The 12,887-nt window shown below is 72.9% G+C and carries 11 protein-coding genes; 3 read left to right on the forward strand and 8 right to left on the reverse strand.

The window, feature by feature from the left end:
• Positions 1 to 11: 11 nt before the first annotated feature.
• A complete protein-coding gene (locus ACGFZ2_RS15295) occupies positions 12 to 2,048 on the reverse strand; it encodes a polymorphic toxin-type HINT domain-containing protein (RefSeq protein WP_393453802.1) in 2,037 nt (678 codons plus the stop codon).
• A gap of 87 nt (positions 2,049 to 2,135) precedes the next feature.
• Positions 2,136 to 2,666: a LysE family translocator gene (locus ACGFZ2_RS15300; RefSeq protein ID WP_393267349.1), complete on the reverse strand. Its 531-nt coding sequence runs from the start codon at positions 2,664 to 2,666 to the stop codon at positions 2,136 to 2,138.
• Positions 2,667 to 2,697: 31 nt separating this feature from the next.
• Between ACGFZ2_RS15300 and ACGFZ2_RS15305 the strand changes: the two genes are divergently transcribed.
• Positions 2,698 to 4,365 carry a family 10 glycosylhydrolase gene (locus ACGFZ2_RS15305; RefSeq protein WP_393453805.1) on the forward strand — a complete coding sequence of 556 codons (1,668 nt, stop codon included), beginning with the start codon at positions 2,698 to 2,700 and terminating at the stop codon, positions 4,363 to 4,365.
• Between the two features lie 89 nt (positions 4,366 to 4,454).
• On the opposite strand, the gene rpsD is transcribed toward ACGFZ2_RS15305, so the two are convergent.
• The 5 genes from rpsD to ACGFZ2_RS15330 all read right to left on the reverse strand — a co-directional run bounded on the left by rpsD (position 4,455) and on the right by ACGFZ2_RS15330 (position 9,498).
• Positions 4,455 to 5,051: a 30S ribosomal protein S4 gene (gene rpsD, locus ACGFZ2_RS15310; protein ID WP_393453808.1), complete on the reverse strand. Its 597-nt coding sequence runs from the start codon at positions 5,049 to 5,051 to the stop codon at positions 4,455 to 4,457.
• Positions 5,052 to 5,255: 204 nt separating this feature from the next.
• Positions 5,256 to 6,287: a methyltransferase gene (locus tag ACGFZ2_RS15315; RefSeq protein WP_393453811.1), complete on the reverse strand. Its 1,032-nt coding sequence runs from the start codon at positions 6,285 to 6,287 to the stop codon at positions 5,256 to 5,258.
• Positions 6,284 to 7,462 carry an aminotransferase class V-fold PLP-dependent enzyme gene (locus tag ACGFZ2_RS15320; protein ID WP_393453814.1) on the reverse strand — a complete coding sequence of 393 codons (1,179 nt, stop codon included), beginning with the start codon at positions 7,460 to 7,462 and terminating at the stop codon, positions 6,284 to 6,286. Before ACGFZ2_RS15320 ends, ACGFZ2_RS15315 begins: the two co-directional genes overlap by 4 nt.
• Entirely contained in the window at positions 7,459 to 8,721 is a 1,263-nt protein-coding gene (locus ACGFZ2_RS15325; protein WP_393453817.1) for a hypothetical protein, read from the reverse strand. Before ACGFZ2_RS15325 ends, ACGFZ2_RS15320 begins: the two co-directional genes overlap by 4 nt.
• Before the next feature lie 72 nt (positions 8,722 to 8,793).
• Complete coding sequence (locus ACGFZ2_RS15330) at positions 8,794 to 9,498, reverse strand: tryptophan 2,3-dioxygenase family protein (RefSeq protein ID WP_393453820.1); 705 nt, start codon at positions 9,496 to 9,498, stop codon at positions 8,794 to 8,796.
• 266 nt (positions 9,499 to 9,764) lie between these two features.
• On the opposite strand from ACGFZ2_RS15330, the gene ACGFZ2_RS15335 reads away from it, so the two are divergent.
• Complete coding sequence (locus ACGFZ2_RS15335; protein ID WP_393453823.1) at positions 9,765 to 10,289, forward strand: SMI1/KNR4 family protein; 525 nt, start codon at positions 9,765 to 9,767, stop codon at positions 10,287 to 10,289.
• A gap of 107 nt (positions 10,290 to 10,396) precedes the next feature.
• On the forward strand, positions 10,397 to 10,960 hold the full coding sequence (locus ACGFZ2_RS15340) for a DUF664 domain-containing protein (protein ID WP_393453826.1): 564 nt from the start codon (positions 10,397 to 10,399) through the stop codon (positions 10,958 to 10,960).
• Positions 10,961 to 11,038: 78 nt separating this feature from the next.
• Here the strand turns inward: ACGFZ2_RS15340 and ACGFZ2_RS15345 are convergent, their stop codons facing one another.
• Complete coding sequence (locus ACGFZ2_RS15345) at positions 11,039 to 12,844, reverse strand: hypothetical protein (protein WP_393453829.1); 1,806 nt, start codon at positions 12,842 to 12,844, stop codon at positions 11,039 to 11,041.
• Positions 12,845 to 12,887: the final 43 nt, after the last annotated feature.

Here is a 12,887-nt window from a genome sequence, read left to right on the forward strand (position 1 = left end):
GCGCGACGGATTCACTGCGGGTAGATCGATCTCATCCGGCCGCCGCCACGGGGAATCTGGAACCGCACTTTCCTGCCGTCGACCACGGCGGTCGCCTGGACCATTCGTGTCTCAGGATCGTAGCCGACCACGCGCGGGTTGTTCCGCAACGCCGCCCGGGCGATGGACTCCAGTTCCGCGTCGGTGATCTTCGCCGGCCACAGGTCCTTGCCGCTGGTCACCCCGGCACCGCCCAGGACGTGGTTCCGCCGTACGTGCGCGATGTCGAGCCCCTCGTAGGAGTTGGGAACCTTGATCCCCTTCAGCGCCTTCGCGCCACGTTTCATCGCGCAGTTGTGCACCAGGACAGGCGTGTCTCCGGCCAGCACGTAGAAGGTGTGGACGTTGGCGACGGTGAGGTTGTGGACGGTCAGGTTCCGCTGGTAGGCGCGCGTACCGGTGACGCGGACCGGGCGGGAGCCTGGCGGGCCGGCGAGGGCCGCGCCGGGGCGTAGGTCGCCGGCGTCGATCCAGGCCCGCCGGTCGGGGTTCCAGAACGGGTGGCCGGCCGTCGCGATGACGGTGCCGGTCTGCCGGCCGTCGGTGACGGTGAGCTGGTCGAGGTGTTTCGGGCCGCCGCCGGTGATCTGGGCGAGCACGGGCTCGCCGGTGGTGCGGCCGGTGACCGGATCGGTTGCGCGGACCCGGACGCCCGGGGTGACCCGTTCGATCGGGCGGGCGCTGCCGTCGGCGAGCAGGACGAGGGTGCCGGGGACGAAGCTGTTGGGCGTCGGGCATTCCGTGGAGTTGCGCTGCTGCCGCTGCCGTTCGAGCAGCCGGTCCACCTCGACCTTGGTGACGGCCTGTGCGATCACCTCGGCGCGGGCATGTGAGCGGACGGTGTAGGTGACCGACCGGCCGGTGGCCCTGGACTCCGCCTTGGCCCTGGCCCGCTTCTCGGCGTCGACGGCGGCCCACACCGGGCCGGCCTCCGGGGCCGAGCAGGACTGCTGACCGGAGACGGTGTTCCCGGTGAGCGGAAGGGTCCTCGGAGGGCTGCTGCAGCCGCCGGCCCGCCGCCCCTCGATGTCCATGGTGACCGTCATGCTGACGGTGATCTGGCCGGCGGTGATGCGGGTCGCGGCGTCGGTGGACAGCGTTCCGGTGAAGCTCTGCCGGACGTGGCAGCCACTGGGCCTGCACTTTAGGGTGCCGTCGCCTTCCAGAGCGAAGTCGACGTCCGCGTCCTCGGCGCCGGCCAGTTGCGCGGTCTCGGCCGCGAGGGTGTCGTACATCTGCTCGGCCTGGCCGTCGGAGAGCGGAGCGATGTCCAGACTGTCGAAAGCCGCGGCGTCGGACGGGGCTTCGTCCTGACCGGTCGGCTGCGGTTGACCCGACCGTGGCGTCTCGGTGCCCGGCTCCAACCGCAGTACGCGGTACGGTGGGTCCTTGGCCACCAGGAGGGTGCCCGCCGCCGTGTCGGCCCGCAACGCCGGCACCCCGTCCACCGAGAGGGCCGGCAGGTCCGGGTCCTCGGGCGCGGGCAGCCTGGGCAGCGCGTCCAGGGCCTCCGACAGTTGATCAGCAAGCGCGCCAGGGGAGACGAGCTGTTCGGACATCGGGCCGAGCAGCCGCCTCGTGTAGCCGCCGGTCCGCCACCGGGCCCACCGCCCGTTGCTCGTCTCGTAGCCGTAGACCCGTCCACCGACCCGGAGCACCTTCAGATCCATGTTCAGGTCCGGCACGCTGACGGTGCCGTACTGCTCCCCGTGGGCGGTGACCGTGATGTCCCGCCGCGTCTGCTTGCCAGTGAACGCCGCGTCCGTCGCGGCACCCGTGTAACGCACTCCGCGGGCGTTCCCGAGGCTGGCCACCGCCTGGTCGAAGGGCTCCCGATTGCGTTCGGGCGTCGGCAGGTTCAGCCATACGACGAGGCCGGCGACCAGGGCGAGCACCAGGCCGGCGCAGCCGAACAGCAGTGCCTTCCGCCGTCGACCCGGTGACGCCGTCGACACCGCGCCATCCGGCGGCCGCTCGTTGCTCTGCTGCGGGTCTCCCGGCTCGGTCATGTGTCCGTCCTCCACCGTGCACCACGACAGTCATCTATGTCTATGTGTGCAAGCTAGTCGACGCCGGCAAGGGAAGATCTCCGATGGTCAGGTGCCGACCGCCACCGCGGTGCCGAGGCCGAGCATGGTGACGCCGGCCGCCGCCTGCAGGAAGCGCTGCACGGCTGGGCTCTTGGCTCGGGCACGGCCCTTGTCGACGGTCCAGGCGTACAGGCAGAACCAGGTGCCGGAGACGGTGGCCCAGACGGCGCCGAGGGCGATCGAGGAGGCCAGCACCGGGCCGTCGGCGGTGACGAACTGCGGGATGAGGGACACCGCGACCACGCCGGCCTTGGGGTTGCGAGGCTGGTCGCCACACCGATCGCGAAGCTCCTGCGGCCGCCGGTGCCGCCGCCGGTGCCGCCTCCGGCGGTGCCGGAGGTCGGGTTCAGGTAGCCGCGCCGCAGCCGGAACCGCCCGCTTCGTCTCCCTCGCCGCGGTTGCGTGCCTCGGCTCAGGTCCGTGGCTCCCCGCTCCACTGGTTGAGCAGTCGATGTTCGTCCGACCCCGGCAGGTATCGCGGCACAGGGCCGGCAGCCGGCATTGTCCGATCGTCACGTAAGGGGCGGACTGGTTCACCCGGCGGGCAGCAACTGGGCAGACTGGGGCGATGCCCGTCGTTGCTCCGCCCGTTCCCCCCGCCCACCGTCGTCGTACCCACGCGCTGGTCGCGGTGGTCGCCGCGCTCGCCGTAGCGGCCGCGGCCGGTGCCTGGTCGCTGCGGGACCCGGATGCCGGCGGCGGCGCATCGGCGCCGGGTGACGCGTCCGCCATCGCTGCGGCGCCTGGCACCGGCCCGAGGGACGGCACCCCGACCTGCGCCGGCCGGGCGGCCCGGGCGCCCCGAGAGTTGCGCGGCATGTGGATCACGACGGTGAACAACATCGACTGGCCGAGCCGGCGCGGGCTGCCGGCCGAGACGGTGCGGGCGGAGTTCCGGGGCTGGCTGGACCTGGCCGTGCGGCGCAACCACAACGCGGTCTTCGTGCACGTGCGGCCGAGCGGGGACGCGCTCTGGCCGTCGGAGTACGCGCCGTGGTCGCAGTGGCTGACGGGGCGGCGCGACGGCCGCGACCCGGGCTGGGACCCGATGGAGTTCATGGTCACCGAGGCGCACGCCCGCAACCTGGAGTTCCACGCCTGGTTCAACCCGTACCGGGGCGGGCAGCCGGCCACGGTGGGCGGACCCGGCCCCCGGCTGGACCGGCTCGCGCCGACCCACCCGCTGCGCCGGCACCCGGACTGGGTAGTGACCTATCCCAGCGCCGACAAGCCCGGTAGCCGCCTCTACTTCAACCCGGGCATCCCCGAGGCGCGCACCTTCGTCGAGGACTCGATGTTGGAGGCGGTGCGGCGGTACGACGTCGACGGGGTGCACTTCGACGACTTCTTCTACCCCTATCCGGAGGCTGGGCAGGACTTCCCCGACGACGCGGCGTTCGCCCGGTACGGCGGGCGGTCCGCGGACAAGCACGACTGGCGCCGGGACAACGTGAACACCCTCGTGCGGGAGATGAGCGAGCGGATCAAGGTGATCAAGCCGTGGGTGAAGTTCGGCATCAGCCCGTTCGGCATCTGGCGGAACAAGCGCACCGACCCGGCCGGCTCCGCGACAGCCGGGCTGCAGAGCTACGACGACATCTACGCCGACACCCGACTCTGGGTGCGGGAGCAGTGGCTGGACTACGTCGTGCCGCAGCTCTACTGGCACATCGGATTCGACAGGGCCGACTACGCCACGCTGCTGCCGTGGTGGGCGGCCATGGTGAAGGGCACCCGCGTGCAGCTCTACATCGGCCAGGCCGACTACCGGGTGGGCGAGCGCGGCGCCTGGCGCGACCCGGCCGAGCTGGACCGCCAGCTCGCCCTCAACCGGCGGCACGGGGTGAGCGGGAGCGTGCACTTCAGCGCCCGGCAGGTGCGCGCCGACAAGCTCGGGGCGGTCAGCCGGTACAGCGGGGCGCACTACGCCGGCCCGGCACTCGTGCCCGCGATGGCGCACCTACCAGCGGCACCGCCGGCCGCCCCCACGGTCACCGGCGCGCGCCGTCACGGCGACGGCGAGGTGGCGCTGACCTGGCGCGGGGACGGGGCCGCGAGCTTCGCCGTCTACCGGGTGGACGGCGATGCGGCCCGGCTCGTCGGCACCGTCCGGGGTACGGGCTGGGTCGACCGCACCGCCCCGACCGACCGTTCGCTCTCCTACTGCGTGTCCGGGCTGGATCGCAGCGGAAACGAGGGCCGACTCAGCGTGCCGGTGTCCGTCGCCGCACCGTGAGAGCCTGTCCGTCCTGCGGTGCTGTGGCCGCTGCCTGACCGACCGCGCCTCGTGGTCCACGTGCCGGGGCCGGTGTGGTGTGGGCTGACCTAGTCGGACCGGACGGTGAGCGGGACGCCGCGCAGGTCGGGCACCTCCTGCCGGCGCGGCTCCCGGGTCAGCGTCGCGGTGAATTCCTCCGGCCGGACGTCCAGGTACGGCGGGGACTCGACGTCGCGGAACCCGCCTGCGGCGACCACAGCCGGTGTGGGGCACTGCCGCTCCGGGCGTACCTGAATTACCTGTCCCGGTCGCACCAGGTACGAGGGACGGTTGACCTTGCCGCCGTCCAGGGTGAACGTGTTGTGCTCGACCAGGCTGCGGGCCTCGCCGACGGTCCGGGCGAAGCCGGCGCGGTGTACCAGCGCGTCCAGTCGCTGCTCCAACTGCCCGGCCAGGTTCTCCGCCGCGTCGCCGGGCTGCCCGGCGGCCGTCACCAGAGCCCGCACCAGTTGCCGCTCCCGCAGGTCGTACGCGGCCCGGATCTGCCGCCGCTCCGCGTCGGGCAGTCGGTAGCCGCGCGGGGCTCGGCGCGGCCCGCCCCGGACACCGATCGGATGCCGCTGCCGGCGCAGTCGGTAGCCATGCGCCGGCTTCAGCGGCACGTCGTCGGTCGGCGCGATGTTGACCTTGGAGCGGAGCGTCATGGTGCCTCCCTGGCTGTCGTGGGTCACCACTCTGTCCCGCACCGGGGTGAGCACACCCCACCCGGTCCGGGTGATCCGCCCCGTGCAGCGGCGCGTCGAGACCAGGGACGGCCCTGCGGTCAGGCGCGACGAGGCCGACGTTGCTGTTCGACCGGGCCGCAAGGCGACGAAGAAGGGCGGAAGGCGCGGCCGGGGCGGGGCCGGTCAGCCAGCCGGGTTCGGCTTGTACGCGACGACCAGCTCCCAGGTGCCGGGCAGCACCGCCACCCGCTCGAAGCCGACCTCCGCGAGCAGCTTGGTGTAGAACTCCGCCTCGCGCAGCCGGCTGACGCAGCTGTCCACGCCGATCAGGAAGTAGCTCCAGAAGAACTGCATGGCCAGCCGGTCCGGGGTGCGGAACTCCTCGCAGATCAGCAGCAGCCCACCTGGCTCCAGCGCCGCGTACGCCTGCTCCACCAGGTGGCGGGCCACCTCGTTCGGCCAGTCGTGCAGCACCCGCACGAACGACATCGCGTCGTACCCCTTGGGCAGCGGCTCGGTCAGGAAGTCGCCGCCGACGAACCCCAGCCGCTCGGGGTGCCCCCGCGCGACCCGGGTGGCCGCCACCAACGGCGCCACCGCCGGCAGGTTGTAGACGTCGGCCCGCAGGCCCGGCGCGGTGTCGAGGACGTGCGCGGCGAGCGTCCCGTCGCCACCGCCCACCTCCAGCAGGCGACGCCGGTCCGGCCACAGCAGATCGGCGTGCCGCCGTACCGCCTCGATCACCGGTCCCAGCCCGACGGCCATGCTGCGCTCGAACTCGGCGGTCTGCGCGTCGGTCTTCGGCGGCCAGGCGAAGTCGTCGTCGCCGATGCTGACCCGGCCGCGCAGGCTCTCGGGCAGCCGGCCGTGCAGCCGCCGCCAGGGATAGCGGTCCCGGTCACGCTCGACCGCGCCGGGGCCGACCACCGCGGCGACCGCGTCGCGCAGCCCCGGCACGGCACGGTAGCTGGTCGTGCCGATGTCGTCCTCGGGCTCGTCGCGCGTCAGGAAGCCCAGGCTCTCCAGGCAGTCGAGAAACTTGTAGAGCCGTAGCGGGCGTACCCCGAACCGGGTGGCCAGCGCGTCGAGACGGACGGGCCCGGGCTCCAGCGCGTCGAGCAGGCCCATGCTGAACGCCGTCTCCAGCACGTCCATGGCCTTCGGACCGTTGGCGAGCAGGCTCATCAGCGCCCGCGGCGAGAGGGTGACGGTCACCGGTGCAGCTCCTTCTCCAGCGCGTCCATGAACGCGTCGACCTCGTCGAGGGTGTTGTAGACGTGCGGACCGACCCGCAGGTAGCCGCGCCAACTGCAGATCAGGTCACGGGCGGCGAGTCGCCGCTTCACCGCCTCGCCGTCGGGCACGTCCAGGCACACCACGCCGCCGCGGCGGTGCGGCGCGGTGGGGCTGACCACCGCGATGCCGGCCTCGCCGGCCCGGTCGAGGACCCGCTGGGTGAGGGCCAGCGAGTGCCACCGGATGGCCTCGGTGCCGATCCCGGCCAGCAGGTCCAGGCCGACCTGGGAGACCAGGGAGGTGACCGGGTACGGCGTGCCGCCGGCGAACCGCCGGGCGTCGGGCGCCCAGCCGGTGGACGGCTGGAACGTGAACGCCCGGTCGCCGGCCTGCCAGCCGGTGGCCGCCGGCGTCAGCTCCGGCACCAGGTCGGGGCGGACGTAGAGGAAGGCGGTGCCGACGCCGCAGAGCCACTTGTGCGCGCCGCCGAGGACGACGTCGACACCGAGGGCGGTGACGTCCATCGGCACCACCCCCACGGTCTGGAAGGCGTCCACCACCACCAGCGCGCCGACGTCGTGGGCGCGGGCGACCAGGCGGGGCAGGTCGACGGTGGCGCCGGAGGTGAAGCTGGCGTGCGACACGCACACCAGCAGCGTCCGCTCGTCGAGGCGCGCCTCCAGCGCCTCCTGGTCGAGGTGGGGGCCGCCGGTGCCGACCACGTCGAGGCGGGCGCCGTAGCGGCCGAACGCCCGGAAGACGAACGGCACCGTCGGGTACTCCAGGTCGGTGGTGACGACCCGGTCGCGCGGCGGGCGGTAGTCGAAGCAGGACGCCACCCGGGCGAGCAGGGTGCTCAGGTTCGCGTCGGTGACCACGCTGCCCGGCGGTGCGCCGATCAGGGCGGCCACCGAGTCGGCGTACCGGTCGAGACCGACGTGCCAGCCCTGCCACACGTCGTCCCGCCAGGTGCGCAGCGTCTCCCAGTAGTCGTGCAGCACCCGCTCCGCGCCCCTCGGCACCGCGCCGGTGGAGTTGTTGTTCAGGTAGACACAGGTCTCCAGCAGGGGGAACTCGGCGCGCAGCGCGGCCTGCGCGGCGGCGTCGAGGCACCGGGGCGCGTCAGGCCCGGGCGCGGGGTGGGATCGACTCACGCGGTGCGGCCTCCGATCGGGTCGACCGGGCGGGAATCGGCGGTGACGGCCGTGAAGACCGGCACGTCGCGGACCGCCGCCAGATAAGGGGTGCCCTCCGTGTAGCCGGTCCCGGAGCGGGGACCGAGCATCCGGGTGGCGATCCGGTGGTGCGTGCGCCGCCACTGCGACAGGGCCCCGGCGAACGTCTCCATCCGCCGCGCCACCAGCATGCGGTCCGCGCCGTCGAGCCGGCCCGCACGCACGGCCGACCGGTACGCCTCGTCGATCGTCGGCTGGCCGGCCCGCACCAGGGACCGCACCTCCGGCACCGACCGGTAGGCCACCGAGTCCAGCCGGTCTCCTTCCGGCGTACGGCAGAGCGACTCCACGAGCTTGTAGGAGCGGGACTGGATGGCGCTGGCCCCCTCGGTGTACTGCCGGAACGTCCGGAACGACTCCGCCTGCATGGTGGCCAGCAGCGAGAAGAGCGGGCCGGCGGCGCCGAGCAGGTCCCCGGCGTACCCCAGCCGGTCGGCCGCCGCACGTGGCACGGCCCCGGCCAGCGCGGCGACGGCGGCGCGCAGCTCGTCGGCGACCCCGGCGAAGAGGCACTCGTACGCCTGGAGCACCCGGATGAACAGGTATTCGTCGTGGGTCACGTGGACCGGCAGCATGCTCAGCCGCAGCGTTTGATCCCCGTCGGCGTCGAGGTCGGCGGCGACGGCGTGCAGCGCGGCGGCGGTGGTCGTCGGACCGCCGTCGCCGACCGCCCCGGCCAGGCCGAGGCGGGCCAGCGGGGGCAGGGCGGCCCGGACGCCGAGGCGGCAGCGTTTGGTCACCACCGGCGGCCCCGGACGCTGCTGCGGGAGCAGGTCGGTGGTGTGGGCGGCGGCGGCCAACTCGAAGGCCAACGCGTCGGCGACCAGGCGGACGAACAGCCGGTCACGGGCGCGCCGGGCGGTGGCGTCGTCCTCGGCCGGGGGCGGGTCGTCCGCGCCGCAGGGCAGCCGGAGCAGGCGTAGGGCCAGGTAGCTGCGGTAGTCGTAGCGGCCGTCCCACTTGTCGAGCGTCACGTCGAGGAAGTCGCTCAACAGCCGCGCCTCGTCGTCGCCGGCCGTCGTCGCGCCGGCCACTCTCGCCCGCGTCTCGTCGAGCAGGGCGAGGAGTTCCTTTTCGACGAAGTGTTTGCCGACCCGATGGAATTCGCGCAGCACCGCCGGGTAGGGAAAAGTGCGCGGGTCGGCCGTACCGGACAACCAGCTCGTCAATTCGTGCACGAAGCGCCCCTCGACATTTCCGAATCGGCACCACAATGGGCGGACGCCGGTCACCGCCGGCAAGTGCGGATGTCAGGGCTTGGCGGCACCGGAATCGTCGGCCGCGGGCTGGAGTCGGGCCTGCCACAAATCGGGAAAGAACCGGTGCCCGACAAGTTTGGCGAGCATGGTGGCCGGGCTGCCCGGGGTGCCGGCCGGAGCGTGACCGCCGACCCGCAGGGCCACCTGGTAGTGCCGCGTGCGCCACAGCGACACCCGCTCGTCCCACTCCACCATCGCCTCCGCCAGCCGGTGGACGGGGTCCGCCGGGTCTGCCGGGCACAACGCCGTCGCCGGGATCCCCCGGTCAGCGAGGCAGTCGGCGAACGCGCGCCCGAGTTGCCGGCTGGCCGCCTGGACCTGCCGCCAGCCCGGCGACTCGGCGCCGGAGCCGTTGCCCAGCGCGGGCTGCATCGCCTGGAAGTCCACGGGGGAGAGGTGTCGGAACATCTCCAGCTGGTCGGTGATCAGCCGCACGGCGAGCGTCGCCCGCGCCAGCAGCGCCTCGGCCGCCGCGGGGTCCCCGGCGCCCACCCGGGCGGTCGCCTCGGTCAACTCGGCCGCCGCCAGTTTGAGCCACAGCTCCGCCGACTGGTGCACCACCTGGAAGAGCAGTTCGTCGCGGTGGATCATCTCGGCCGGCGGCCGTTGCAGGTCGAGCAGCGCGTCCGTGCGCATATAGCGTGCATAGTCGGTGGCGCCGCTGCCCGGCAGCACAGGCGACTGGTCACGCTTCACGGAATAACCTTTCGGGCGGATCGGCACGCCGGGATCAGCTGTGCGTCGGCGGCAAGTATGCAACGACATGAAGCGATGCGCTACCCCTTGGTTGCAATCTGTTTCCGGTCCGTCTGAGAAAGGACTGCGCGTCATCCCAGGGAAGTGGCCAATGCATCACATTGGACGATTCGCGTCAATATGAGATACGTCATTGCCGTCGGGTCGGCGGCCGGCCCCTGAACCGTCGACCCGTTTCTGTCGTGGTCTTCCGCTACCGTGCGCCGGTGACCGGAGGAGAACTCACCCTTCCCGCCGCGCTGCGGGAGGCCCAGGGCGGCGGCTTCGACTACGCCGGCGGCGACGGCGTCGACTTCGAGCCGTACGACAGCTTTCTCACCCTCGGCGAGACCGCCGAGTGGTGGCACGCGTGGAGCGGCAACAGCTCGATGGACGGTCTGGACCTGCGGATCTTCGGCCAGGACGGCACGGGCGGACTGGCCGCCTTCTGGCTGGTCCGGCCGGGTGAGCCGGTCGACCGTCAGCCGGTGGTGTTCCTCGGCTCCGAAGGCGAGACGTCCGTGGTCGCCTGCGACCTGGGGGCCTACCTGTGGCTGCTGGCCGGTGGCTTCGGCCCGCTGGAGGCGACCATGTGGCCACGCCACGAGCACCGCCCCCGCCCGGACGCCCGCCGCACCGCGATCGCCAAGCACTACGCGCCGCAGGCACGCCGGACCGTGCCCGAGGTGATCGAGGCGGCACGGGCCGAGTTTCCCGACTTCGAGCGGTACGTCGATTCCCTCTGTCGCTGACCGGTTCGTCAGTCGGTGGTGCCCGTCGGTCGACGCGCAGGTCGAGTTCGCACAGGGTCCGCGGCTCCGCGGACAGGGTTGTCGGTGGCGCGGGCTACGGTGGCGCGATGACCACCAGCGAGTACCCGTGGGAGCCGCCCCTCGCCGGCACCGAGGTCGAGCATCTCGTCGGCGCGCTCGACCGGCTGCGAACGACCTTTCGTTGGAAGGCCGACGGCCTCGACGCCGCCGCGCTGCGGACCCGCTTCGGCGCCTCCTCGCTGACCCTCGGCGGCCTGCTCAAGCACCTCGCCGCCGTGGAGGACAGCACGTTCACTTCCAGGCTGACCGGGCAGCCGATCGGCGCGCCCTGGGAGGGCATGGCCTGGGACGGCGACAACGACTGGTTGTTCGCCTCCGCCGCCACCGACGCCCCCGAGCAGCTCTACGCGCTGTGGGACGGCGCCGTCGAACGGTCCCGCGCGAGGCTCGACGCGGCCCTGGCCGATGGCGGGCTCGACCAACTCGTCCACGCCGCCACGCCCGACGGCCGCCACGCCAGCCTGCGCCGGCTCGTCTGCGACCTCGTCGAGGAGTACGGCCGGCACACCGGCCACGCCGACCTGCTCCGCGAGGCGGTGGACGGACTGGTCGGCGAGGACCCGCCGGCCGGCTGGCGCCCACGCGTGTGAACGGCTGACCGCCCGACGAGTGGACGGCGCTGCCCTCGGGGTCGGGCCCGTTCGCGGGTGGCCCGACCCCGGGGCGGGTCAGTGCGTCGCCGGCACCTCCACCTCGAGCGGCTCCAGGTCGTCGCGGACGGCCTTGACCTCCCAGTAGAAGGCGTGCGAGGCCGGCGACCCGTCGACGGTGCGGACGCGGAATGCCCCGTCCCTGACCCGGCTCGCGGCCAGCGCGGAGACCGGCTCGTCGTCGTCGAAGACCGGCGTCAGGTGCACGGTCCGGCCCTCCGGCCGGGTCAGCGCCTCGAAGTACGCGGGCAGTTCGACGGTGGCGGTGCCGCCGTCGAGCCGCGCCTCACCCCGGTAGTAGACACCGTTCTCCGGTCCCTCGATGGCGGCGTGGATGAGCTGGCGGCGTTCGGTGGCGTCGGGGGCGTCCAGCGGGTGGTCGATGGCGAACTGCTTGGACTTGCCCTTGATCACGCCGGTGCTGGCCATCAGGCTGATCGTGTAGCCGCCCGACTCCGTGCCGAGATAGATCGCGCCGGAGGAGAACAGGTCGAACGTGCTGATGCCGCCGCCGCTCCAGGAGGGCACCGTGTTCGGGCTGACGGCGACGCCGAGCTGGCCGTTGATCTGGACGTTCCCGCCGAAGAAGCCGCGCTTCTCGACCCACAGGCAGCCGGTCTCCGGGCCGGTGCCGCCGCCGTAGCCGATGTAGACGCCGGCGCTGTTGAGCAGGTAGAGCCGTTCGGGGCCGTTGATGTGCAGCCGGTGGGCGCCGCTGAGGTAGCCGGAGGCCGGCATGGAGATGTTCCCGCCCGTCCACAGGCCACCCTGCACCGTCAGGTCGCCGTTGCCGTTGGCGTCCTTGACCACGGTGACCCCGCCGGTGGCCCGCACGGCGAAGCCGCCCTCGGCGGTCAACGACAGCCCGCCGCGCCCGCGCAGGCTCGCCGCCCGCAGCTCCTTGACCGCCAGGTCGGCGTACGGCTTGCTGCCCTCGCCGTAGCCGAGCCCCGGCCCGTCGTTGCTGCGGTCGACCAGCTCGAAGCCCTTGCCGGCCCGGAACGACAGCTGCGCGTGCTGCACGCCGGGGCCCCAGAAGCCGAGCCCGGTGACCACCTGGCCGGGGGAGACGGCCGCCCCCTCCATGCTGCCCAGGTGCAGCATGCCGCCGGCGATGCGCAGCCGGTCCGCGTTCTGCTGGGTAAAGGCGATGATGTCGTCGGGATCGTTGTTGTTGGCGATGCGCAGGATGGTGTTCTCGCCGTTGTACGGCCAGTACCGGATGTAGGCCTCGTCGCCGGCGCCGCCGCCGGGGTCGCTCGGAAAGGTGATGCCGGACTGGGCGCCGCCGCCGACGGCCGGCACGATGGCCCCGACCGGGACCCGGAGGCCCGCGGCCACCCGCCCGGTGCCCTGCACGGTGATCGTGCCGCCGGCGCGGGTGACCGTGCCGAGCACGATGGCGTTGGCCGGGTCGGTGGGGGCGGCGGCGGAGAACTCGATGCGCCCCTCCTCGGTCCACCGGGTCTCGGCGGCGACCCCGCCCTCGTCGCGCCGCTCGGTGAGGTACTCGTGGTAGCGGATCACCACGTGCCAGCTGCTGCCCTCGGCGGGCAGGGTCTTGCGGGTGTTCTCCGCCAGCACGATCACCCGGCCGGCGCCGTCGATCGCCACGCCCTGGCCGATCGTCACGTCGCTACCGGTGGCGGTCAGGTCGAGGCCGGTGACCACGCCCCTGGGCTGCAGCAGTCGGGCGGCGAGGTTCTGCCGGGCCAGCAGGTAGTCCAGCGCCTGGGTCAGGTCGCCGGCGCGCAGGTACTGGTGGTCGTAGTACCGGGGCCGGGCCATCGGCAGCGGCAGGTCGTTCTTCCAGGTGATCGTCATGGTGGTCTCCGCTGATCTGGTTCGGTCGGTGCGCGGGTGGGAT

The sequence above is a fragment of the Micromonospora sp. NPDC048063 genome, assembly GCF_043202855.1.
Classification (GTDB): Bacteria; Actinomycetota; Actinomycetes; order Mycobacteriales; family Micromonosporaceae; genus Micromonospora.

Excerpts from the sequence above, each read along its gene's own strand:
- ACGFZ2_RS15295 (WP_393453802.1), bottom strand. The coding sequence starts at position 2,048 with ATGACCGAGCCGGGAGACCCGCAGCAGAGCAACGAGCGGCCGCCGGAT.
- ACGFZ2_RS15305 (WP_393453805.1), top strand. The coding sequence starts at position 2,698 with ATGCCCGTCGTTGCTCCGCCCGTTCCCCCCGCCCACCGTCGTCGTACC.
- rpsD (WP_393453808.1), bottom strand. The coding sequence starts at position 5,051 with ATGACGCTCCGCTCCAAGGTCAACATCGCGCCGACCGACGACGTGCCG.
- ACGFZ2_RS15340 (WP_393453826.1), top strand. The coding sequence starts at position 10,397 with ATGACCACCAGCGAGTACCCGTGGGAGCCGCCCCTCGCCGGCACCGAG.
- ACGFZ2_RS15345 (WP_393453829.1), bottom strand. The coding sequence starts at position 12,844 with ATGACGATCACCTGGAAGAACGACCTGCCGCTGCCGATGGCCCGGCCC.